This is a genomic window from Micromonospora sp. NPDC005413 (assembly GCF_040606435.1).
Taxonomy (GTDB): Bacteria; Actinomycetota; Actinomycetes; order Mycobacteriales; family Micromonosporaceae; genus Micromonospora.
This window is the reverse complement of sequence record NZ_JBEXEV010000035.1, coordinates 52,709-75,340: the sequence shown is the minus strand read 5'-3', so window position 1 is coordinate 75,340 and position 22,632 is coordinate 52,709. Positions and strand designations below refer to the sequence as shown.

The following is a 22,632-nucleotide window of genomic DNA, read 5'->3' as shown; positions in this document are numbered from 1 at the left end:
TTTGTTTTCTGTTTTCGTTTTCTTTGGGCACTGGGGGGGTTGTGGGGCGGGCTCGGCTTTGCGCCGAGCCCGCCCTTCTCGTGGGCCGTGGCAACGTTCACCCGATTTGGTGTACGCCGCTGACCGCGAGAATCAGGAACGTACGTCGTTAGCGTTGCAGGGTCAGCAGACCCGGTCGGTAGGGCAGGAGGCCGTAGTCGCCGCCGGAGTTGGGGGCACGGCCCTGGTAGAGCAGTTGCAGGTTGCACGGGTCGACGGTCATGGTCTGGTCGGCGTTGGTGCGGAGCAACTCGCCGTGGCTGATGTCGTTGGTCCAGGTCGCGCCACTGTTGGCCTTACCGGCGAAGGGGTTGCTCTCACTGGCGGCCTGCGGGGTCCACGAACCACCCAGGCTGGTGGCGGTGAAGGAGCGGAAGTAGCGGCCCTGCGACCCGATCGCCTCGACGATCATGAGGTAGCGGGTCTGCCCCTGGAGCTTGTAGACCTGCACGGCTTCGAACAGGTTGTTCGTCGTGTCACTCATGATGGTCGTGTAGTTGCTGCCGAAGCTGCCCGGGAAGTTCCCGATCGGCATGCTGGCCCGGTAGATCTTGCCGTTGTCGCCGGCGAAGAACAGGTACATGTTCGTGCCGTCACCGATGACCGCCTGATCGATCGGCCCGGTACCGGAACCGGAGATACTGCCGGTGAACAGCGGCTGCGCCGATGACCAACCGTTGGCGTTCGTCGGGTCACTGGAGGTCCGGTAGGAGAACGCGGTCGGACCCCACTGATAGGCGAGCACCCAGATGCTGCGCGGCGCGAAGTAGAACAACGACGGCGCGACCGTGCCCGAGTTCATCGCGTTCTGACTGGCCGAAGCCATCTCCGAATAGTTCGTGAACAGACCGAAGTTCATCGAACCCCACGACGAACCGAAATCGTGCGTCGTGGCGTAGACAAGCTGCCGACCGTTGTACGGAGCCACGGTGAAGTCCTTCAACGACACCCACCCCGACCTCGGGTTCGCCAACGAACCCGTCGACGACCACCGGTACGTCGAAGGAAGGTTGCACGTACCAGGCGGCGGCGTCGTCGGAGGCGGGGTCGTCGGAGGCGGCGTGGTCGGCGGCGGGGTCGTCGGAGGCGGCGTGGTCGTCGGCGGGGTCGTCGGCGTCGTGCTGCCGGTACACGTCACACCGTTCAGCGCGAAGCTCGTCGGCGCCGGGTTGCTGCCCGTCCACGCCCCGTTGAAGCCGAACGACACCGTGCCGTTGGTCGGGACCGAACCGTTGTAACTCACGTTCTTCGCGGTCACCGCTGAGCCGCTCTGCGTCAACGACGTGTTCCATGCCTGCGTCACCGTCTGCCCGGCGCCGTACGACCACGTCAACGTCCAACTGGTCAACGGATCGCCCAGGTTCGTGACCGACACGTTGGCACCGAACCCGCCCTGCCACTGCGACGACACGGCGTAGTTCACCGAACAGCCCGCGGCCGCGGCTCCAGCCGGCAGCGCTACCGCAACAGTCGTCGACACCAGTAAAGCGACGCCGGCCGACATCAGGCCGACATTGGTAGCTCTGGATCTGACCATATAACACCCTCCTGACGGGATGGCGGCCAACACATTGACGGGGCTCATGGTTGTGAGCGTTAACAGGCCGCGTCGGGTATGTTACGGGAGCGCTCCCATACCCTCAACCTCGATCCGTCAGAGGATGTGAACCCCGGCCACCCGTTCCGCTTGATCGTTCTCCCCGCGATTGGGGGTGGCGCCTGCCGTCAGGCGACTTTCAGGGTGAAGACCCCGAACTGGTTGCCACGCTGCGCGAAGTTCGGCAGATAGAACTTCCAGGTAATCGTCAGCTCGCGCCCTGCACGCATCGAGGCCGGCACCTCGGCGACCATTTCAAACACGGCCGTGCCACCGGCGGAGATCTGCGTGAGCGGGCGACAGTTCAACCGGTACAGCTGAGAAGTGTTCACCGCTTCGTTCGTCGCATCGCCGAGGGAGAAACGCTCCATCAGATAGCCCGGGCAAGGGTCCAGCGCGAGCGGACCGCCGGTTGGGTTGCCGAGCGTCACGCGAAAGGTGAGCCGCGACCCGGCCGCGGCCGTTGGCGGTCCCGCGACAGTGACGGTGAGCTGGTCCAGCGGCGAGGATGGGGGCGTCGACACCTCGGTCTGCTCGGTGAACCCGCTCGCGTACAGCGTCGCCCGGGCGTTGGGATTGATCCCCTCGCCCTGCTGGCAACCGGGTCGGTCGTCGGCAGTGATGGGTGCGCGTAACGTGCCGCCGTCGTGCGGCACCTCGATCGCGAGCTCCAGCGTCCCGTCGGCCGGCTGGCAGAACGGCCCGGACCAGTCCAGGCGCAGGCTGGCATGACCACCGGCGGGCACGGCGACCACCCGGGCCTGGGCCTCTTGGTTGATGCCGTGCGTATAGAGCATGGGAATCGCGCGACCGCCCGCGAGCATGGTGGTGGGTACTTCACCCTGCAACGTGCACTCGACCTCTGACGAGTTCCGCACGTCCACTTCTCCGATGAGCTTGCCGACAGCGGCGTCCATCCCGCGGGGCGTCTCACCGCCGCCTCCCGGCCGCGTCCAGCTGGTGAGCCGGCCGGCCAGATGCTCCGCCCGGCACGGCTTGCTTCCGGCGCCCGGGACCCGCGGTCCGGCCGGGCGCCCGTTGAGGTCCTCGTCCGTGATCTTCAGGTCAGCCCACGCGACACTGCCGTCGGCGAGCAACGAGGCGGGCGCTGACTCTGCGACCGATGGGTCCGGCCGGCCTGGCCGGACATTCGGCTCGGCGCAAGCCACGGCAACGGCGAGCACCATCAGCAGTGGGAACAGCAGTCGACGCATGCGACCACCTCACCTCACGGGACGGCACCGCGCCTGAGTAGCCGTGCTCAGAGACGATCACCCGGCCAACCGGATGCGCGCGCAACGCCACCTCAGTCTGTGGTGGATCCAGCAGCCTCGACGACCGAGACGGGAGTGCCAAGCTCGACGGTACGGGAGACGGTGCACAACCGATCATGCGACTGCTGCAGTGACCTGGGCAGCGCCTCACGCGCCCTGTCGCCGTCCGCGCCCGCCGGGAACGTCACGGTGAACTCGACCCGGAGGTTCTGCATCCGGTTTCCCCCGGCCTCGTCCCGGATCTTGTCGCCAGTCACGCCGACGGAGAACTGGGTCGGCTCGGCGCGGCGGCTGGTGATGTAGTCCACGTCTACCGCACTGCAGCCGCCGATGGCAGCCAGAAGCAGTTCCACCGGCGTGAAGCTGGCGTCCTCGCCCGTGCCCAACGACATCGACCCGCCGCGCACATTCCGCGCGACGTAGTTCCCCACGCTGGTGCGCTCGATCTCCACCGAGCGGAAGGTGTCCTCAGTCATGACAGGGAAACTACCCAGGCCTGCTGGCACCCGTGCCACCGGCCTGCCGCATCTCCTGACAGAGGATCAGACGTCGGCTTCGAGGGCGAAGGTGTTGCCGTCTGGATCCTGGAACCACGCGATACGGCCACCGCCGGCCCGCGCAGTGATCCCCTTGGCATCGTGTGCCAACTGGTCGTAGCGGATGAACTCGACGCCGGACGAGGCGAGCTCGTCGACGATCTGGTCGATGTCGTCGACGTACCACGTCGCCAGTGTGGCCGGGGTCTTCCCGGCGGTGACCGACTGGTACACGTTCAGCGCCGGCCCGCCACCAGAACCATAGACGCGGCTGCCGTCGACGACGGCCGCGCTGGGGCCGGACTGCAGCGCCTGTAGCCCCAGTTTGCCTTCGTAGAACGCGACCGCCTTCTGAATGTCCGACACGGCGATCGACGTTCTGAGGTGATACGCACTCAAGGGCATGGACCACTCTGTCATACGGGAGCATTGGGCCGTTCCCGCTGACCAGGACACCCTCGCGCGTGTGCTGCCTCTCCCCCGCGCCGGACAGCGGCGTCCGCCCCGCACAACGGGCGCCGGCCCGATCCCGTTGAACGGGATCGGGCCGGGCAGTGGCGCGAAGATCAGTGCACGCGGCGTCGGCCGTAGGCGCCGGCGGCGATCGCCACGCCGATGGCGGCGAAGACGACCTGGATGAGCAGCTCGATCCAGTCGACCCCGCTGGTGTCCGCGACGCCGACGGCGCCGGCGACGAGGGTGCCGAGGATCGCGGCGACCACACCGATGAGCAGGGTCAGCCAGATGGGGATGTTCTGCTTGCCCGGTACGACCAGCCGGCCGAGCGCGCCGATGATCAGGCCGATGATGATTGCGGTGAAGAAACCCGAAACTTCCACGAGAGCCGTCCTCCAGAGGATTTGTCGTCGCCCTCCTATTGCCCCAGGCAACTAACTACCAAACCCGCCACGCAGGATCACGAGTACATCAGGTGCAGCATCATCCCGGCGTCGGCGTGCCCCAGGTTGTGGCAGTGGTTGGCCCACGATCCTGGGTTGTCGGCCTGGAACGCCACCTCCCACACGTCGCCGGGGCGTACGTCGAAGGAGTCCAGCCACAACGGACTTCCGGTCGCCGGCACTCCGTTTCGGGACAGCACCAGGACGTGATGACCGTGCAGATGCCACGGGTGCACCACCAGGGAGCGGTTCACGATCGTGAACGTGACGACGTCGCCGAGGCGTACGACCTGCGGCGGGATGTCCGGATCGGCCGCGCCGTTGACGGTGTGGGCGTATCGCGGAAGCAGTCCGTGCAGGTCGAGGCCGCGGTCGAGCACGAGGGTGAACTTCCGGTCGTACCGGGACCACGGCACCGGAGAACCGACGCCGTAGGTGAGCGGATCCAGCACCGGCCAGGCGCCGGTCGCCGTCGACACCGGCCCGGTCGAGTAGACCGCCCGTCCGTCGACGAACAACGCCACCGGCGTGGCGGGCGCGGTGAACACCAGGTCGTAACGTCCCCCGGCCGGGATCAGCACGGCGGTGTCCACGAGCGAGGTCGGGCCCCGCAAGTCGGATCCGTCGATCGCGGCGACCCGGAACGCGGTCCCGGCCAGGGCGTACCGGTGCGTTGTGTCGTCGGTGTTGATCAGCCGCAGCCGCACGGGTACGCCGGCTTCGACAGGTTCCGTTCTCGGCGCGGGCAGTGGAAGGCCCGCCAGCGTGTGCACCGGCACCGTGACGTCGACGCCGGTCGCCGGCGCCGGGCGCACCACCAGGACGCCGTAGAGGCCCATCCGCACACCGATGTCGGACACCGCATGCGTGTGGTACCAGTACGTTCCGGCCTGATCGGCACGGAACCGGTAGACGAACTCCTGGCCGGGCAGCACGGCCGCCTGCGTCACGCCGGGCACACCGTCCTGCCTGTTCGGCACGTCGTACCCGTGCCAGTGCAGCGTGACGCCCCGCGCGATGTCCCGGTTGTGCAGCGTCACCTCCAGGACGTCGCCGACGCTGGCGGTCAACTCCGGCCCGGGGACCTGCGCGTTGAACGCCCACGCCGCGACGTCCCGGCCGCTCACGCTCACCGTGGCGGTCCCGGCCGTCAGGGTGAACCGCCTGGTCGGTTCGCCCACGGCCCGCGCATCCGGATATTCATGATCATGGGGTACGCCGAGAGCGGCGCCCGGGGCGGCGGTCAGCCCGGTTCCGGTCACCAGCGCCGCGACCGCCACCACGAGGGCCGCCCGGGACACCGTCCGGGACGGACGCCGGCCGAGCACGCGCCACGTGAGGGCGGTCGCCGCGACGACCCCGGCGACCGCGAGCAGCCCTACGCCCGCCGACGCCGGATAGCCGTGCAGGACCGTGACGAGCAGGCCGCCGCTCACGGCGTACCCGGCGAAAAGAAGCGGGACCGCGACGGACCGGATGTCGCCCCGGGCCCGTAGCAGCCGCGGCCCGGCGACGACCACCGCCGCGAGCGACAGTGGAGCGGCGACGAGGACCTTCTCTGCCGCGAACCACCAGCCGGCGCGGGCGAGCGCGGTGATCGTGACCGCGCGGGCGAGCGTGGCGAGCAGCGCGAAGGCGGCCAGCCCCAGCGCGAGCGGACGGCGCCCGGCGGCCGACGCGGCACCGCCGCCCAGCCACCCGGCGACCGCGAGGGCCGTGATCACGAGGTCGGCCGTGAGCAGCGAGCCGACGGTCATGCCGGCTCCCCTTCGCGGACGGTCACGAGGGCCACGCCGGCCAGCGCAGGGTCGGCCAGCTTTCGTGCTGCCCGGTGGACACCGACCACGACGTGCACCGCGATGATCCCGTTGAGCGCGTGCAGCCCTCCGATGGTCAGGCCGAACGCGGTACTGGTGCCCGAAGCGTCGGTCGACGCCTCCGCGAGCATGGCGATGAGGGCCTGCAGGATGACGAGACCGAGCGGCAGGACCGCCAACCCGACGAGCCGGCCCGGTGCCTTCGCCAGCACGGCCAGCAGGGCGGTGAGCAGGGTGAGAACGGGGATGACCGCCATCCCGGTGACGCTGTGCAGCGCATACGCCCCCTCACCCGCAGGTTTGGTGAACGCGCCCACGGCGGCGAAGACGAACTGCAGGACGAACGCGACGAGCAGCACAGCGGTGACGATGACGAGTGCCTTGCGCATGGTGCCTCCTAGAGGTGCGCGGGCGACAGCGCCCGGGCGACGTGATCGGTAGCCGTGATCGCCCCGTACGCGACCAGCCGCACGAGGTCGGCGTCGGCCGGGTGGGACATCCGCCAGAGAGCGACGTCGCCGACGGTGACCGCGCTGGGCGCGAACGCCGCCAGCAGCGCGATGCGGGTCCCCACACGGTCCGCGCCCGGCACGTCCCGGACCAGGTCGACGGCCCAGTCCGCGGGCCGGTCCGGGTACCGCCCGTCCTCCCAGCGCACGGTCGCCGTGACGGTCCGGCGCGCCACGTCGCTCAGAAGGTCCCCGCCCTGCATGGCGGCGTTCCGCAACGTCGCGTACGCGACGCCGACCGGGCTGTCCCCCGCCCAGCTCGGCGACGCCGTCGTGCCGGCGTCGAGAAGTGGGAGGCTGCGGCCGGGCTCCTTCAGCTCCCGGGCCGCCCTGGCGTAGAGCCGGCCTCCGACCGACCGCACCAACGGGGAGCGTTGCAGGCCCCCGGGAAGCAGATCGGGGTCGAGCAGCGCCGAGACGACCCTGTTGATGAAGTGGAAGGCGAGCAGCGTGCCGGTTACCTCGGGGCGGTACGGGCTGGTCCAGTCGGCGGCTCTGGGGCTGCGGCTCGCCTCGGCCCAGCGTGCGAGCTCGGCATGCCTCGGCTCGGATGGCGTCCCGCCCCGGGCAATGACCTCGGCCAGCTTCGGTTCGCCCAGCGCGTGTAGCAGCAGCACGTGGGCGTCGACGCAGAACTGGCAGCGGTTGGCCCGGGACACCGCCGACGCGACGAGTTCCCGGTCGACCCGGGACGTGTCCCCGGCGAGCAGTGCCTCGCGCATCAGGGCCCACGTCGCGGCCAGCACCTCCGGCACGGCCGAGAGCGCCTGGAAGGTGGGCACCGGCCCGAGGAACTCGTCGCGCAACTGTTGGTAGACCTCCGCGGTGAGACCGGTCGCCAACTTCGCGGGGGTGGGAGTGAAGAAGCGGTATGTCATGAGCTCGATGCTTGTCTCGGCGGGCCGGAAAAACGTCGTGCCGCCGCAGGCACTTGCCCGCCGCCGATACCGCGTCCGTGGTACGCCTCATCTACTGCGCACGAGGGATGCTCCGCTGACGAGCGCCGTTCTACAGTTCGACCATGCGCCGTGACCTGCCGTACGCCCTCAGCAGCCTCGCCCTCGGCGGCCTCCTGCTCGGCAACGCCGCGCTCGCCCCGGACGCCGCACCGGTACGGGTGATCGACGTCGCCCTGGTCCTGGTCATGGCGGCGGCCCTGGCGGTGTGCCGGCGGTACCCGGTGGTGGCGTTGATCGCGGTGACCGCCGCCATGCTGGCCCTCCACCTCCGGGTGCACTCCGGGGTGTCCGCCGCGTTCCCCGTCCTCGGCGCGGTCTACCTCACCGCCTGGCGGGGGCATCGATCGGTCGCCGTCCTGGCCAGCCTCGTCTTCCTCGGCGGCTTCCTGGCCCGCGACATCTCGGTCGCTCCCGCCGGCCGACCCGGCCAGCAGATCGTCGAGCGGAGTGCCCTGCTGCTGGGCTGGTTCCTGGCGGCCAACGTCGCCGGGCTCGTCGCCCGGCAGCGCCGGGCATACCTGGAACAGGTCGAGCAGCGGGCGATCGAGGCCGAACGCACCCGCGAGGAGATGGCGTTGCGTCGCGCCGGCGAGGAGCGCCTACGCATCGCCCGGGACCTGCACGACTCACTGACCCACAGCATCTCCGTGATCAAGGTGCAGGCGGGGATCGGCGTGCACCTGGCCCGCAAGCACGGCGAGGAACCGTCGGCCACGCTGCTGGCGATCCAGGAGGCCAGCAGCGCCGCGATGCGGGAACTGCGCACGACGCTGGACGTCCTGCGCTCTCCCGCCGACGAAGACCGCGTCGGGTTGGCCCGGGTCGACGAGCTGGCCGAGCGGACCCGGTCGGTCGGCGTACCGGTGCGCGTGACCGTCACCGGCCAGCCCCGGGACCTGCCCGTCGAGGTGGACCAGGCCGGGTATCGCGTCGTCCAGGAGGCACTGACCAACGTGGCCCGCCACGCCGGCCCCACCACCGCGCACATCGACGTCGAGTACGCCCCGGCGCAGCTCACCGTCTCGGTCACCGACGACGGCCAGGCGTCACCGGCCCGGCCGACGACACCGGGTGTGGGCCTGCGCGGCATGCGGGAACGGGTCACCGGACTGGGCGGCGTGCTGCACGCCGCCGCCCGCGACGACCGCGGGTTCACGGTACGGGCCACGTTCCCGCTGGACGGCCCGGCGTGACCGAGGTCCAGCCAGCTCAGTCCGGCATGATCCGGGTCCTGCTCGCCGACGACCAGGCGCTGATGCGGGCCGGGTTCCGGGCGCTGCTCGACGCCGAGGACGACCTGGAGGTCGTCGGCGAGGCCACCGACGGCACCTCAGCCGTCCAGTTGTCGCAACGCCTGCGCCCGGACGTCGTCCTCATGGACGTGCAGATGCCGGGACTCGACGGCATCGAAGCCACCCGACGCATCGCCGCTGATCCCGACCTCGCCGCGATTCACGTCCTCATCCTCACCAACTACGGGCTCGACTCGTACGTCTTCGCCGCTCTCCGCGCGGGCGCCAGCGGTTTCCTCCTCAAGGACGCCGACCCGACCGACCTGCTGCAGGCCATCGCCGTCGTGGCTCGCGGCGACGCTCTGCTCGCCCCGGCCGTCACCCGTACGCTCATCAGCGAGTTCGTTGCCGGCCCACCGCCGACCGATCCCGCGGCCGGACGGGACGTGCTGACCGCCCGTGAGCAGGAGATCGTCGAGCTCGTCGCCCGAGGGCTGAGTAACGACGCGATCGCCGCTCGCATGGTGATCAGTCCATTGACCGCCAAGACACACGTCAACCGGGCCATGACGAAGCTGCACTGCCGCGACCGTGCCCAACTGGTCGTGTGGGCGTACGAGTCGGGACTGATCACGCCGCGTCGCCGCTGACCGCCATCATGGTCAGAGTGGACGAAATAGCCACCCCTTCAGCACATGAGGAAGGTCCGACGCACTAACATTGCCGCGGTCCGCGACGGCTCTGCTGAAACGAGGCGACATGCGTTGGCTCCGGCGGTTGCTGGGCGGTGGGCGGGTCCAGCTCGATCCCGGTCGACAGGACGCGCTGCTCCAGGACGTCCAGAGCCGATACGGCGCCCACGCGCAGATCCGGTTTTCCCAGCAGGTCGAGGCGCTCACCGAAACGCTGAGCAGCGACGACGGTCTGGTGGTCGCGGCCCGGATCGTGAGCCAGGTCGCCGATGAGGCCCACGTGGACCTACAGGCCCAGGCCCACGAGGTACACCGGCGGACGGGCCGACGGCTCCTGGTGCACCGTCGCAACTACCGGCCGCTGTGGAAGGAGGCCGGCCCGGCCCTGCGGTGGCCCCTGTTCGCGTTGCCGTCCGGCTTTCACCCCTACGCGCAGGTGACCGCCGCCGTGACGGTCCTCGGCGGCCAGGCGCGCCGGCTCGACCGGGTGACCGACACGAATCCGCTCCTGACGCGCGTGTTCGAGGTGCTTGACCTCACCACCGCCGGTTGGGAGTACGGCCGGGTGCGGGTGGACACCGACGCGGCTGCCCTGGCCGATCGACTGATCACGAGCGCCGGGCAGGTCCTCGCCGCCATGGACGACCCTCCGCGGCTGCCGCCTCCGGTCCGTGAGCTGATGCGCCGCAACAACACCCTCGCCGTGCACGACCCCGCCGGCCCTCGGGCGGTAGGTGGCATCAATCTGGGCGCGCGGATGCGGGAGCATTTCCTGGTCTGAGGACGGCAGACGCGATACCCGCGCTCGCGCCTGTCCCGGTCGGACAGGCACGAGCGCGGGATATTCCTGCGGCACGGAGGCGCCGACCCCGTCAGGCCCCGATCGCGACGGCGAAGATGTGCATGGTCGGCACACCGGACGCGGGTCGTGCGCTGATGTTGGGCAACTCGACCCGGGCCACCGCCTTGCTCTGCAACGCGACACCCACGTAGTAGATGCAGGCGACAGTGGCATGGCGCTGGTTGCCGGGCCGGTTCTGGTACGCGGTCACGATGGCGGCGGTCCCACCGGCATGTGGTCCGCCGTACCAGTCGGGGGTGCTCAGCGTGAACGTCTGGCGGGTGCCGTCGGCGTAGACCACCGCGGCGGTTCCCGACACCGCGCCGTAAGTGCCGGTCGCGAGGAAGCCGAGCGTGCGACCGGTGCCGGTCACGCTGATGGACTGCCCCGAGGCGATGGCGTTGTCGGCAACGCCGGGGCTGACGTTGGGCCAGCGGAAGGTGACCCCGTTGCGGCTCACCGTGCTGCCGGGGGTGACGCCGGCCTGCGCCAGGGCCTGCGCCGAAAGGCTGGCCCCGTTGCCGTCGAAGTTCCCGACGCCGGTGTTCGTGTCGTTGGTGATGCCGGCGTTGCTGAAGCTCTGCTCCAGCGTGGGTGTGGTGGCGCCCGAGGTGGTGGCCCGGTAGGTGCGCCCTGCCTGCACGGTGACCTCGACGAGGTCGGTCTCGATCCGGGTGGTCCGGGCCTGCGTACCGTCGGCGGTGTCGACCACCGTGACGGTGCCGGTGAAGAACCGGCCGCGCAGGCGGACGGTGCCGGCGCGGTCCGGTCGGATGAGAACCTCGCTGGCCTGCCCGCTGCTCCACGTGATGCCGACCGTGTGCCCACCCCGACCCCGCAGGCCGCTCACCCGCCCGCTCGGCCAGGCCGGCGGCAGTGCGGGCAGGATGTGCAGTTCGCCGGCGTGGCTCTGCAGCAGCATCTCGGCGATGCCCGCGGTGGCCCCGAAGTTGCCGTCGATCTGGAACGGCGGGTGCAGGTCGAACATGTTGGGCGCGAGCCGGGCGGTGGTGGCGAGGTAGCGGATCAGGTCGTGGGCCCGCTTGCCTTCCTCCATCCGAGCCCAGAAGTTGATTTTCCAGGCCAGCGACCAGCCCGTTCCGTCGTCGCCCCGCAGCGCCAGTGTCCGACGGGCCGCCTCGAACAGCTGCGGGGTGCCGCGCTTGGTGATCTGGTTGCTGGGGGCCAACCCGTACAGGTGTGAGATGTGCCGGTGGTTGGGCTCGGTCTCCACCCAGTCGTAGAGCCACTCCTGGATGTTGCCGCGCGAGCCGATCTTCATGGGCGCGAGCCGGTCCCGGGTCGCACGGACCTGGGCCCGGAAGGTCGTGTCCACGTTGAGGATCTCGCTCGCGCGGGCGCACCCGTCGAAGAGGTCCCGCAGGATCTGGTTGTCCATGGTGGGGCCGGCGCACACGCTGGCGTTCGAGTGGTGGCTGAGCTCCGGTGAGTTCGACGGGTTGGTCACCAGGTAACCGAGGGTCGGCTCGGTCACCAGCGTGTCCAGGAAGAACTGCGCGGCGCCCTTCATGGCCGGGTAGTTCGCCCGTAGGAACTCGATGTCACCGTTGAACAGGTAGTGGTCCCAGATCAGTGTGGCCAGCCAGGCGCCGCCGGTCTGCCACATGCCCCAGAACGCGCCGTCCACGACCGAGGTGGCCCGCCACGCGTCGGTGTTGTGGTGGGTGACCCAGCCACCGGCGCCGTACTGCAGCTGCGCGGTGCGGGCGCCACTGACCGACAGGTCCCGGACCATGTCGAACACCGGGTTGTGGCACTCGGCCAGGTTGGTCGTGTTGGCCGGCCAGTAGTTCATCGGCAGGTTGGCGTTGATCGTGTACTTCGAGTCCCAGGAGGGGGTCAGCGAGTCGTTCCAGATGCCCTGCAGGTTGGCCGGCTGCGTGCCGGGGCGCGAGGACGAGATCAGCAGGTACCGGCCGAACTGGAACAGCAGCGCCGAGAACTGCGGGTCGTCGACGCTGTTGTGCTGGGCGATCCGGACGTCGGTCGGCTGGTCGGCTGCGGAGGTGCGGCCCAGGTCGAGGCTGACCCGCCCGAACAGCGCCTGGTAGTCGGCCACGTGCCGGCTGCGCAGCTGGTCGTAGCTGCTGGCCCGAGCGGCGGTGAGGCGCTGCCGTGCGATGCCCTGGTAGTCGCCGCCGACATTGCGGTAGTTGACGTAGCTGGAGCCGATGGAGATCAACAGGGTCACGCTGTTGGCGTTGGTGACCCGCAGGGTGCCGCCGGAGCTGGACACGGTGCCGCCGCTGACGGTCGCGTTGGCCAACGCGAGGAAGCGGACGGCGCCGTTCACGCCCTCCTGGTTACCGGAGACACCGTCGAGGGCGACCGTGGTGCCGTCCGGGCTGGACACCGTTGTGCGCTGCGGGCTGTCGAAAGTGGCGGTGAAGGTGATCGAGCCGGTCCGGTCGGCGGTCAGCCGCATCGCGATGACCTGGTCCGGCGCGCTGGCGAACACCTCACGCTGGTATCGGACACCGTTCATCACGTACGTCACCGAGGTGGTCGCGGTGGTGAGGTCGAGCGTCCGGTCGTACTGTGACGCTCCGCTGGCGGATCCGAAGGTGAGTCGGAGGTTGCCGACGGTCTGGTAGGCCAACTGCCCGCCGGGGTTGCCCATCATGTTCTGGTTGATCAGATCCTGGGCCTGGGTCCACTGGCTCGCGTTGACCAACCGGCGAATCTCCGGCAGCGCCGCCAGACCTCTGGGGTTGCTGGGATCGTGGGGGCCGCCGGCCCAGACGGTGTCCTCGTTGAGCTGAAGTCGTTCCGTGTCGACGTTGCCGAAGACCATGGCACCGAGTCGGCCGTTGCCTATCGGCAGCGCCCGTAGCCAGTCGGTGCCGGCAGCCTCGTCGTACCAGAGCGCGAGGTCCCCGGCGGCGAGCACCTGCGGCGGTGCCACGGAGTCTCCGCGGGCCACGGCGGTCCAGGGCAGGGGCAGTAGGGCGCCGCCCGCTCCCGCTACGCCGATCTTGAGGGCTTGCCGTCGGGTCAGGTCTGACATCGATCCTCCAAACGGTCTCTGAGCAGATCGACGACTGACCCCTGAGACGGCCAGACATCTGATGTGTTTCGCGAAGGTTACTCCGGAGCCACAGAATAGGCAACGGTCGATTAATAGGGTGGAATCCCGTACCAACAACGTCGCCAGCAAGGCTCATCGGTAGGAAGCCTGCTGCGGGCCGGCAGGGCGGCCCGCCGGAACGAGCCCGGCGGGCACCGCCCAGATCCACATACATCAGATGTACGGCACCGAGCGGGTGAGGTTCGCCGCGCGCCAGAGCCGACCGGCGAACCTACCCCTGGTGAACCACCCCTGTTCTCAGGAGACGCGCGGGCGGGGGCGGTTGCCGCGTTTGAGTTCGTAGAAGCCGGGGGTGCCGGAGACCAGCAGAACGCCGTCCCAGAGCAGACCGGCTGCCTCACCGCGGGGAACGGGGGTCACGACCGGGCCGAAGAAGGCATTGACGGTGCCGTCGGGGGCGGGGACGTGAATGGCGGGGGTGCCGAGGTCCTCGCCGACCGGCCGCAGGCCGTCCTCGTGGCTCCGGCGCAGGGCCTCGTCATGGTCGGACACGTCAGCCGCGGCCGCGAGGTCGGCCGGCAGGCCGAGGTCGGACAGGGCGGCGGTGTAGAGCTCGGGGCCGATCGGGGTCTTGTCGTGATGGATGCGGGTGCCCAGGGCGCTGTAGAGGTCGCGGACCGCGTCGTCACCGAACTTCTGCCGCACGGCGGTGACCACCCGGACGGGACCGAGGGTGTCGGTGAGCCAGTCGCGATACCAGGGATCGACCTCGCGGCCGTGGTTGAGCAGCCACAGGCTCATCACGTGGAAGCGCACCCGCACGTCGCGGACCTGCTCGACCTCCAGTAGCCAGCGGGAGGTGTTCCAGGCCCATGGGCACTTCGGGTCAAACCACATGTCGGCGTACGTCGTCATCGGGCCTCCTCAGGCACGGTACTGGTCGTGGCGGGCGAACAGGTCGGTCCACTCCTCTTCGGACAGGGTCCGGCCGGTCGCGGAGATCTCGGCGAGTTCGCGGAAGTACGTCTCGCGCGGCACGCCCGGCGCGAACAGGATCAGCATCACGGCCTCGGCGTCGCTGTCGTTGCGGAAGCCGTGCACGCCACCCTCGGGTACGTGTAGGAAGTCGCCGGGCCGCCCGTCGATCCAGCCCGACCCGCCGTAGAGCCGCACGGTGCCGGACACGACGTAGAAGGACTCGGAAAAGGTCCGGTGGAAGTGCGCGTCCGCCCCGCCTCCCCTGGCCGGCATCCGCCACTCGTAGAGGCCGAAGCGGCCCTGGGTGGCACTGCCGGGGGCGATGAACCGGCCGATCGTGCCGGAGCGCATCACCGTCCGCTCCTGCGCGGCTTCCGGATGGTGCGCGGCGCTGACCGCGCCGAACTCCGCCGTGTACGTCATGGCGATCCCTCCACAGATTAGCTTGCAACTAGCTTATCGCTAAGCTGCTTGCCGTCAAGGAATCTTGTCGTACTAGACTTCGTCGCATGGCCTTGCGACCAGACGAGTTCTACGACCACGCAATCGCCGTCGCGGACAGCGAGCGCCGGCTCCCGTTGGCACACATGACGGGATGGGAGATCAGTCCGTTCGATCCGGACGGGCTGCGCGTAGCGCCGTTGCGCCCGCCGGTGCTCCCGGAGCCCGCGCGGCACGGCGAGGATCCGTCGGACTGCGACGCCTGCTCCGACCGGGACGAAGGAATCTGGTTCAACGATCACTGGCGGCTCACCCGAATTTCGGGCGTGGGCGTCCCGCTGGCGCTCATGCTGCATCCGCGCGATCACTACGACATGGCGGATCTACCTGACGAGCTGGCTGCCGAACTGGGGCTGTTGAGCACTCGCATCGTCCGCCACGTGCAGGCGTTGCCGCACATCTCGCGGGCCCACGTCTACCGCATCGGGGATGGCGGCGCCCACCTGCACGTCTGGTTCTTCGCTCGGCCCGAGGGGCAGGCCCAACTGTACGGGTCGTGGCTGGTCGTCTGGGACGACCTGCTACCGGAGTACCCAGCGGACGTCGCGGAAGCTGATGCGGAGATCGTGGCAGACGCGCTGGTCGCGAGCCACGGAGGCCACCGGTCGCCCATTAGCGAACCCGCCGCCCGACCGGCCTGACAGCTGCTCGATCGTCTACGGCCCGGGCCTGGTCGACCGGGTACGCGGGGGAACGACTTCGGTCCCTCCGGATCCACGCGGTGCCCAGCCAGACCCACACGAAGCAGCACGACGAATGAACGTTCTTGAGAGGATTCGAGCATGCGAGCGATCACCGTGCGCGACCGTGACGCGGGTGTTGGTGGCCTCACCCTGACCGACATGCCTTACCCCCACGCTGCGGAAAACGATGTCATCGTGCAAGTGCACGCCGCGGGCTTCACCCCCGGAGAGCTGGACTGGCCGGCAACGTGGTCTGATCGCGCGGGCCGCGACCGGACGCCCAGCATCCCCGGGCACGAGCTGTCCGGAGTCGTGGTCGAACTCGGCTACGGAACCACCGGCCTCACGGTAGGCCAGCGGGTTTTCGGACTGACCGACTGGACCCGCAACGGATCTCTTGCCGAATACACCGCGGTGGAGGCTCGCAACCTTGCCCCCCTCGCGGCCGACATCGACCACACCGTGGCCGCCGCGCTGCCCATTTCCGGACTGACCGCATGGCAGGGACTGTTCGACCACGCCCACCTCACGACCGGCCAGACCGTCCTCATCCACGGTGCTGCGGGCGGCGTCGGCTCGATCGCCGTCCAACTCGCGCGAGAGGTGGGCGCCCGTGTGATCGGCACCGGCCGAGCCGACGACCGCGAGGTCGCGCTCGGGCTCGGTGCGCAGACCTTCCTCGACCTGGCCGCCGACGATGTGCGGCACATCGGCGAGGTGGACGTGGTGTTCGACGTCATCGGCGGCGACATCCTCGAGAGATCGACCGAACTGGTACGCCCGGGCGGCACCCTCGTCACCATCGCCATGCCACCGAGCGTGCAGCCCAAGGACGGACGAGCCATCTTCTTCGTCGTCGAACCCGACCGCGCCCGGCTGACCGACCTCGCCGAGCGCCTCCGCGCCGGACGGCTCAACCCCATTGTCGGCGCCGTGCGACCGCTTTCCGAAACGGCCTCCGCGTTCGCCCGCCACGGCCACCGCACACCCGGAAAGACGATCATCCAGGTCGCGAAGGAACCAGGACCGCAGCACTCCTGATCGGATGTGTCGACTACCGGTAGATCGCCCAGAAGTTGAGCGCCTCACGAAATCCGCTATCACAATGTGGACAGACGTTGTCGCCCGCGGCCATCATGGTGCTCCCCCACCGCCCACGAGGCGGACGCGTTGGGTAAGCCGTTGTTTCTTCGGATCCGCCAGTCACCTCAGGACCCGCTCGGACACCGGCGGAGGAACCTCCCGCGAGACGCTTTCGAGCTGATGTCGTAAACGGATCAGTGGCCGACTGGCGACACGGCGGCCGAGACGCCACCTGATGTCACAAACGACTCAGCTCGAAAGCGTCCGACTGCCCCCGGGCGGACATCAGCACCACGGTCGCCCGGCGCAGCCTCACCGGGTCCTTCGCGATCCGGGTGATGCCCTCGTGCGGGGCACCGGCCGGCACGGCTCGGCGAGGGTGTCCCGTCTCACCGCGGTCTCGCTCAGCGGGTCACCGCAGCGGCCCGTACCCTTGATCGGGTACAGACTGTACCCATATGTCCACCAGCCGAGGGGTGACAATGTCCGATTACGCGTCCGGCCACATCGACCTCGCTCGCCTGCGGGAAGTGCTCGACGGGCCGTGGGCCGAGGTCCGCAACGCGCACCGGGATCAGCTCGACGCGCGATTCCTCCCCGTGTATGGCGAGACCGGTGACCAGGCACGTGAGCGGATCACCCGGCTCCTCACCGCGCTCCCCGTCGAGTTGGGGATGGCGTCGGCCTTCCCCCGCGAGTACGGCGGCAGATCCGACGTGGGGGGCTCGATCGTCGCCAGCGAGATGCTGGCGCAGGTCGACCTGTCGCTGATGGTCAAGGCGGGCGTGCAGTGGGGCCTTTTCGGCGGTGCGGTCGCGGCCCTCGGCACCCAGCGGCACCACGACATCTATCTGCGGGACATCATCTCGGGCAAGATCTTCGGCTGCTTCGCGATGACCGAGACCGGCCACGGCTCCGACGTCCAGCAGTTGCGCACCACCTGCACGTACGACCCGCAGACGCAGACCTTCGACCTGCACACCCCGCACGAGGCCGCCCGCAAGGACTACATCGGCAACGCGGCCCGGGACGGGCGAATGGCGGTGGTCTTCGCGCAGCTGATCACCAACGGGCAGCGGCACGGCGTACACGCGTGGCTGGTCCCGATCCGCGACGCGCAGGGCACCCCGCTGCCCGGCGTGACCATCGGTGACGCGGGGCCCAAGGCCGGCCTGCTCGGCGTGGACAACGGACGGCTCAGCTTCGACCACGTGACGGTGCCACGGGACATGCTGCTGGACCGGTACGGTCAGGTCGCGGAGGACGGGACGTACTCCAGCCCGATCGAGAACGACTCCCGGCGCTTCTTCACCATGCTCGGCACCCTGGTCCGCGGCCGGGTGAGCGTGGGCGGTGCCGCGTCGGCGGCCACCAAGTCGGCGCTGACCATCGCGGTGCGTTACGGCGACATCCGCCGCCAGTTCGACACGCCCGACGCGGACCGGGAGGTGCTGCTCAACGACTACCTGGCCCACCAGCGCAAGCTGCTGCCCGCCCTGGCCACCACGTACGCGTTGCACTTCGCCCAGGCCGAGCTGGTCACCACGCTGGCTCAGGTGCAGGGCGGCGCCGGGCCGGTCGACGAACACCGGCAACGGGAGCTGGAGTCCCGGGCCGCCGGTCTCAAGGCCGCGCAGACCTGGCACGCCACCCGCACCATCCAGATGTGCCGCGAGGCGTGCGGCGGCGCCGGCTACCTGGCCGAGAACCGGCTACCCAGCCTCAAGGCTGACACCGACGTCTTCACCACGTTCGAGGGCGACAACACGGTGCTGCTGCAGCTGGTGGCCAAGGGGCTGCTCACCGGCTACCGTGACGAGTTCGGCTCGCTGGACGGCTGGGGGCGCGCCTCCTTCGTCGCCGAACAGGTCCGCGAGATGGTGCTCGAGCGCACCGCTGCCCGGTCGCTCATCGAGCGGCTGATCGGCGCCGTGCCCGGCCGCGACGAGGAGGTCGCCGTCACCGACCGCGGCTGGCAGCTCAAGGTTTTCGAGGACCGCGAGAGGCACCTCCTCGACGGGGCGGTCCGCCGCCTTCGCAACGGCGCGGCCACGAAGAAGGACCGTCCGTTCGACATCTTCAACGACGTCCAGGACCACGTCCTCGCCGTCGCCGCCGCGCACGTCGACCGGGTCACCCTGGAGGCGTTCGTCGCCGGCATCGAGGACACCGCCGACCCGGCGGTCCGGGCGCTGCTCTCCCGGGTCTGTGACCTGTACGCGCTCAGTGTCATCGAGGCCAACAAGGGATGGCTCCTGGAGCACGGCCGGCTCACGCCAGCCCGCTCGAAGGCGGTCACCGGCGTGGTGAATGGCCTGCTCAAGGAGCTGCGCCCGCACATGCGGACGCTCGTGGACGGTTTCGGCATCCCGGAGAAATGGCTGCACTGCGCCATCCTGCGCGAGGAATCCGGCCGGCAGGAGACGATGGCCGCCCATGACGCCGCCGGTGATCCGCAGGCAGTCCCGGCATAGGCGTCGACTCACCCTCCTCTTCGAGGCGGGTGAGTCGCCCAGGGCCTGAGCCGTGCCGAGTTCAGGCGTCGGTGAGCCGGCGGTGCTCGTCGGTCTCCATGTCGATGAAGGCCTGGATCATGCCGCGGTAGATCCGCTCGATCAGGTCCGGGTCCGCGCCGGCCTCGTTCGCCAGCGCGCGGACCCGGGCCACCACCTGCGCCACCCGGTCCGGTGCACGGACCGCCTGCTGGTCGCTCTTGAGCGGGGCCGCCCGCCGGACCAGGGCCTCCCGCCGGGCGAGCAGCCCGACGAGCTCACCGTCCAGCTCATCGATCCGAGCGCGGATGTCGGTCAGCGCTGACGCGATGTCTGTCATGCCGGAAATCGTCGCACGGCGGGCCGAATGCCCGGACCACCTGCCGATGGCCCCGACGACTGAGCTGCCACCGCTGACCGCGTTGACCATCCGTCAGACGGCGTTGGCTTTAGGGCAGTCGTCGCCCTATGGTGGAGGCATGCCGCCGGTGACGTTCCGCTCGCCTGCCGTCACTGAGGTGGCGGCAGTCGACGCTGTCCACGTGGCGGCAGCGCATCGTACGGCCTCGATGCGGGTGCCGGTTGTCCGCGCGCTGCACGTCGCGCCGACACACAAGCTGTCGAGCCCGGCGCGAACCGGCCGAGACCCTCCCGCGGAATCGTTGCACCCAGAACGACCGCCAGGGCGAAGCTATTCAAGCTTCGGCCCTTTTTCTTTTTCCCCTCTTCTTGAAAGGCAGACCATGAGCATCGATCATCGTCCGGCCGACCACAGTTGGCTCGCTGATCTACGCGCGTCCCTGGCGGACGACTTCGCCACACAGACGGCTCGGCTGCGGGAACTGACCGAACTCAACGCGGACACCGGCGACCCCAGCGAGGCCCACAACCGGGCCGCGCTGCTGGTGGCCACCCGCCGGAACATCGAGCACATCACCGGTGCGCTGAGCCGGATCGCCGACGGCACCTACGGTGCCTGCGAGAAGTGCCGCCAGAACATTCCGGCGGAGCGGCTTGAGGCTCTCCCGCACGCACGCTTCTGTGTGCCGTGCCAGGAAAAGCACAACGGGTGACACCGATGTGGCTGCCGTGCGCCACAGGTGGCACGGCAGCCACATGCCTCATCACCGTCGATCCCGCCCAACGCGACGACGGCGTCTGGCGCGTCATCGAAGACGGCCAGCCAGGAAGGAACGTCAGCCGCTTACGCGGACGGCCTCGATGATCGTCTCGGCGACTTCGCTCGGCCGCGCCACCGCCATTGCGTGCGAGCCGCCGACGACCTCGCGCTGGCCCCGCGGGTCGGCCCGTTCGGCCATGAACCGATGCGCGGCGACCGGGATGTTCTGGTCGGCGTCTCCGAACACGAACCAGCTGGGCAACAATCGCCAGGCGGGGTCACCGGCGAGCACGTCACTCAGGGCCTGTTCGGTGATCGGCCGTTGGGTCCGGGCCATGAGCGCGGCAAGGTCGGTCGGCACGTCCGCGGCGAACTGCGTGTGGTAGGCGTCCTGGCCGATGGCCACCTCGTTACCACCGGTCGACACCGGGTACTGCACCAGCGTCTCGGCGAGCGTGCTGCCGGGAAACTTCCCGGACAGCGACAGCGCCGACTCGCCGGTGTCCGGGCAGAAGGCGTTGACGTACACGAGGGCCCGCACCGATGGTTCGTCAGCTGCGGCCTGCGTGATCACCATGCCGCCGTACGAATGGCCGACGAGGATGATCGGGCCACCAATCCCGCGCATCACGTCCCGCACGTACGCGGCGTCGCCCGCAACGCCGCGCAGCGGGTTGGCGGCGGCCACCACGTCGTACGCGGCACCCAGCCGCTCGATCACACCGTTCCAGCTCGCCGAATCGGCGAACGCGCCGTGCACGAGGACAATGGTGGGCTGCGGATCGGGCATGACACGCACTCCCTTACTCCTTGACGCTGTTCAACCGCCGACCTCGCCGGCACGCCTGTTTACCCGTCAGGCGAGGGTGAAACGCGGGCCCAGAAACAGGCCGCCACTCGCGTCGATGACCTGCCCGGTGACCCAGCGCGCGGCGTCGGAGGCGAGGAACGCGACCACGTCGGCGACATCGCCGGGCCCGCCCAGCCGGTCGAGTGCCGTCATCCCGGTGATCAGCTCGGCCAGCCCCGGTGTCTCGAAGACCGGCCCGTTGGTCGCGGTCCGGGTGGCGCCGGGCGCGACCGCGTTCACCGTGATGCCCCGGGCGCCGAGCTGGTTGGCCAAAGTCAGGGTCATCGTCTCGACCGCGCCCTTGGTCATGGCGAACGACGTTTGGGTGGCATTGGCCATCCGGGTCGCCACGGACGAGATCGTGATGATCCGGCCGCCGTCGCGGAGCAGGGGCAACGCCCGCTCGATGATGAAGTACGGCGCTCGTACGTTGACCGCGAACAGATGGTCGAAGGCCGCCCGCGTCGTGGCGCCGAGCGGGCCCGCAGGTGGCGCCGCCGCATTGTTGACGAGGATGTCGAGTGGCCGCTCGGCCAGGCTGGCCTTGACCCCCGTGAACAGCGTCTCGACATCTCCGTCCACGCCCAGTTCCGCGCCGACGGCGTACGCCGTTCCACCGTCCCGCACGATCTGGTCGACCGTCGCCGTCGCGCCGTCCTTGTCTGTGCCGAAGTGCGCGACGACGACAGCTCCCCGCGCTGCCAGCCGGATCGCGATCGCCTGTCCTATGCCGCGCGAAGCGCCAGTCACCAGAGCTGTCCTGCCGATCAGATCGCGCATGATGTTAGTTACTCCCGACTTGTTAGTGACTACCAGTGCGATAGTGTCTATCACATGGGCGAACGGCACTCAACACTTCGGGAGCAACGACGGGCCGAGACGCAGCGCATGATCCAGGCGCATGCGGTGCGGTTGTTCGTCGAGCGCGGGTACGACGGCACGACCGTGAACGACGTCGCAGAGGCCGCGGGCGTCTCGCCGATGACGGTGTACCGGCACTTCCCGACGAAGGAGGACCTCGTGCTGGTCGATCAGAACGGCCCGCTGGTCGCCGAACGGATCGCCGCGACGCCGGCCGGGCAGCCCCTCGTGCGCCGCATCGGCAGCGCGCTCGTCGACTCAGCGCGGACGCTGACCGCTGGCGACGACCGGTTCCTGCTGGCCCGCCTGCGGTTGATGATCTCGACGCCCGCCCTACGCGCCCGGCACCTGGACAACCACTACGTGCTTCAACAAGCCATCGTGGACGGCCTCGGGGACGAGGCCGCCGATCCCGACACGGCCTTCCAAGCCGAGGCGGCGGCCAGCGCCTGCCTGGCCGCCATGCACACCGCGCTGGTGCGGTGGGCGAAGGACGACGGGCGCACCGATCTACCCGACTTGATAGCTAAGGCGCTGGCGGCAGCCTTCGGCGACAACACACCGACGGGCGACCACGCCGAGCGGTCAGCGACATGAGCGCGCATCGGACTACGTGGGTT

At 69.5% G+C, this 22,632-nt stretch carries 23 protein-coding genes; 8 read left to right on the top strand and 15 right to left on the bottom strand.

Features of this window, described 5'->3' with window-relative positions; all coding sequences use genetic code 11:
• Positions 1 to 148: 148 nt before the first annotated feature.
• The 8 genes from ABZS37_RS27535 to ABZS37_RS27500 all read right to left on the bottom strand — a co-directional run bounded on the left by ABZS37_RS27535 (position 149) and on the right by ABZS37_RS27500 (position 7,549).
• Positions 149 to 1,576, bottom strand: a complete 1,428-nt coding sequence (locus ABZS37_RS27535) for a non-reducing end alpha-L-arabinofuranosidase family hydrolase (protein WP_355173615.1) — start codon at positions 1,574 to 1,576, stop codon at positions 149 to 151.
• A 188-nt stretch (positions 1,577 to 1,764) separates the two neighbouring features.
• Positions 1,765 to 2,850, bottom strand: coding sequence for a hypothetical protein (locus ABZS37_RS27530; RefSeq protein WP_355173613.1), 1,086 nt, complete (start codon positions 2,848 to 2,850; stop codon positions 1,765 to 1,767).
• Between the two features lie 92 nt (positions 2,851 to 2,942).
• The gene (locus ABZS37_RS27525; RefSeq protein ID WP_355173611.1) at positions 2,943 to 3,362 is read right to left on the bottom strand and encodes an OsmC family protein; all 420 of its coding nucleotides are present in this window, start codon (positions 3,360 to 3,362) and stop codon (positions 2,943 to 2,945) included.
• A 90-nt stretch (positions 3,363 to 3,452) separates the two neighbouring features.
• The gene (locus ABZS37_RS27520) at positions 3,453 to 3,812 is read right to left on the bottom strand and encodes a VOC family protein (RefSeq protein WP_355173609.1); all 360 of its coding nucleotides are present in this window, start codon (positions 3,810 to 3,812) and stop codon (positions 3,453 to 3,455) included.
• 200 nt (positions 3,813 to 4,012) lie between these two features.
• Positions 4,013 to 4,285: a GlsB/YeaQ/YmgE family stress response membrane protein gene (locus ABZS37_RS27515; protein ID WP_354996521.1), complete on the bottom strand. Its 273-nt coding sequence runs from the start codon at positions 4,283 to 4,285 to the stop codon at positions 4,013 to 4,015.
• Positions 4,286 to 4,362: 77 nt separating this feature from the next.
• Positions 4,363 to 6,102: a multicopper oxidase family protein gene (locus tag ABZS37_RS27510; protein ID WP_355173607.1), complete on the bottom strand. Its 1,740-nt coding sequence runs from the start codon at positions 6,100 to 6,102 to the stop codon at positions 4,363 to 4,365.
• The gene (locus tag ABZS37_RS27505; protein ID WP_355173605.1) at positions 6,099 to 6,551 is read right to left on the bottom strand and encodes a DUF6220 domain-containing protein; all 453 of its coding nucleotides are present in this window, start codon (positions 6,549 to 6,551) and stop codon (positions 6,099 to 6,101) included. The genes ABZS37_RS27510 and ABZS37_RS27505 overlap by 4 nt, the downstream gene beginning before the upstream one ends.
• Positions 6,552 to 6,559: 8 nt before the next feature.
• Positions 6,560 to 7,549, bottom strand: coding sequence for a carboxymuconolactone decarboxylase family protein (locus tag ABZS37_RS27500; RefSeq protein ID WP_355173603.1), 990 nt, complete (start codon positions 7,547 to 7,549; stop codon positions 6,560 to 6,562).
• 143 nt (positions 7,550 to 7,692) lie between these two features.
• Here ABZS37_RS27500 and ABZS37_RS27495 point away from each other — a divergent pair, with 143 nt between their 5' ends.
• The 3 genes from ABZS37_RS27495 (at position 7,693) to ABZS37_RS27485 (ending at position 10,335) form a co-directional block, all read left to right on the top strand.
• Complete coding sequence (locus ABZS37_RS27495; RefSeq protein ID WP_355173601.1) at positions 7,693 to 8,823, top strand: sensor histidine kinase; 1,131 nt, start codon at positions 7,693 to 7,695, stop codon at positions 8,821 to 8,823.
• Positions 8,824 to 8,849: 26 nt separating this feature from the next.
• Complete coding sequence (locus ABZS37_RS27490; RefSeq protein ID WP_355173619.1) at positions 8,850 to 9,512, top strand: response regulator transcription factor; 663 nt, start codon at positions 8,850 to 8,852, stop codon at positions 9,510 to 9,512.
• A 109-nt stretch (positions 9,513 to 9,621) separates the two neighbouring features.
• Complete coding sequence (locus ABZS37_RS27485; protein WP_355173599.1) at positions 9,622 to 10,335, top strand: hypothetical protein; 714 nt, start codon at positions 9,622 to 9,624, stop codon at positions 10,333 to 10,335.
• Between the two features lie 91 nt (positions 10,336 to 10,426).
• Here ABZS37_RS27485 and ABZS37_RS27480 read toward each other — a convergent pair whose 3' ends face one another.
• The 3 genes from ABZS37_RS27480 to ABZS37_RS27470 form a co-directional block, all read right to left on the bottom strand.
• Positions 10,427 to 13,423 (bottom strand): glycoside hydrolase family 95 protein, encoded by a 2,997-nt coding sequence (locus tag ABZS37_RS27480; protein ID WP_355173597.1) that lies wholly within the window; start codon positions 13,421 to 13,423, stop codon positions 10,427 to 10,429.
• A 318-nt stretch (positions 13,424 to 13,741) separates the two neighbouring features.
• Positions 13,742 to 14,359, bottom strand: a complete 618-nt coding sequence (locus ABZS37_RS27475; protein ID WP_355173595.1) for a DsbA family protein — start codon at positions 14,357 to 14,359, stop codon at positions 13,742 to 13,744.
• Positions 14,360 to 14,368: 9 nt separating this feature from the next.
• A complete protein-coding gene (locus ABZS37_RS27470) occupies positions 14,369 to 14,845 on the bottom strand; it encodes a cupin domain-containing protein (protein ID WP_355173593.1) in 477 nt (158 codons plus the stop codon).
• 86 nt (positions 14,846 to 14,931) lie between these two features.
• Between ABZS37_RS27470 and ABZS37_RS27465 the strand changes: the two genes are divergently transcribed.
• Together ABZS37_RS27465 and ABZS37_RS27460 are read left to right on the top strand one after the other, a co-directional pair.
• On the top strand, positions 14,932 to 15,564 hold the full coding sequence (locus ABZS37_RS27465) for a hypothetical protein (protein ID WP_355173591.1): 633 nt from the start codon (positions 14,932 to 14,934) through the stop codon (positions 15,562 to 15,564).
• A gap of 141 nt (positions 15,565 to 15,705) precedes the next feature.
• Entirely contained in the window at positions 15,706 to 16,647 is a 942-nt protein-coding gene (locus ABZS37_RS27460) for an NADP-dependent oxidoreductase (protein ID WP_355173589.1), read from the top strand.
• Between the two features lie 280 nt (positions 16,648 to 16,927).
• Here the strand turns inward: ABZS37_RS27460 and ABZS37_RS27455 are convergent, their stop codons facing one another.
• A complete protein-coding gene (locus ABZS37_RS27455; protein WP_355173587.1) occupies positions 16,928 to 17,056 on the bottom strand; it encodes a hypothetical protein in 129 nt (42 codons plus the stop codon).
• Between the two features lie 115 nt (positions 17,057 to 17,171).
• On the opposite strand from ABZS37_RS27455, the gene ABZS37_RS27450 reads away from it, so the two are divergent.
• Positions 17,172 to 19,163 (top strand): acyl-CoA dehydrogenase, encoded by a 1,992-nt coding sequence (locus ABZS37_RS27450; protein ID WP_355173585.1) that lies wholly within the window; start codon positions 17,172 to 17,174, stop codon positions 19,161 to 19,163.
• A 61-nt stretch (positions 19,164 to 19,224) separates the two neighbouring features.
• On the opposite strand, the gene ABZS37_RS27445 is transcribed toward ABZS37_RS27450, so the two are convergent.
• Positions 19,225 to 19,521: a chorismate mutase gene (locus ABZS37_RS27445; RefSeq protein ID WP_355173583.1), complete on the bottom strand. Its 297-nt coding sequence runs from the start codon at positions 19,519 to 19,521 to the stop codon at positions 19,225 to 19,227.
• On the opposite strand from ABZS37_RS27445, the gene ABZS37_RS27440 reads away from it, so the two are divergent.
• Positions 19,520 to 20,254, top strand: a complete 735-nt coding sequence (locus ABZS37_RS27440) for a TraR/DksA C4-type zinc finger protein (protein WP_355173581.1) — start codon at positions 19,520 to 19,522, stop codon at positions 20,252 to 20,254. The two genes, ABZS37_RS27445 and ABZS37_RS27440, sit on opposite strands and share 2 nt — an antisense overlap.
• Before the next feature lie 123 nt (positions 20,255 to 20,377).
• Here ABZS37_RS27440 and ABZS37_RS27435 read toward each other — a convergent pair whose 3' ends face one another.
• Positions 20,378 to 21,091 (bottom strand): alpha/beta hydrolase, encoded by a 714-nt coding sequence (locus tag ABZS37_RS27435; RefSeq protein ID WP_355173579.1) that lies wholly within the window; start codon positions 21,089 to 21,091, stop codon positions 20,378 to 20,380.
• 66 nt (positions 21,092 to 21,157) lie between these two features.
• Positions 21,158 to 22,000, bottom strand: a complete 843-nt coding sequence (locus ABZS37_RS27430) for an SDR family oxidoreductase (RefSeq protein ID WP_355173577.1) — start codon at positions 21,998 to 22,000, stop codon at positions 21,158 to 21,160.
• A gap of 39 nt (positions 22,001 to 22,039) precedes the next feature.
• Between ABZS37_RS27430 and ABZS37_RS27425 the strand changes: the two genes are divergently transcribed.
• The gene (locus tag ABZS37_RS27425) at positions 22,040 to 22,609 is read left to right on the top strand and encodes a helix-turn-helix domain-containing protein (RefSeq protein WP_355173575.1); all 570 of its coding nucleotides are present in this window, start codon (positions 22,040 to 22,042) and stop codon (positions 22,607 to 22,609) included.
• Positions 22,610 to 22,632 lie beyond the last annotated feature (23 nt).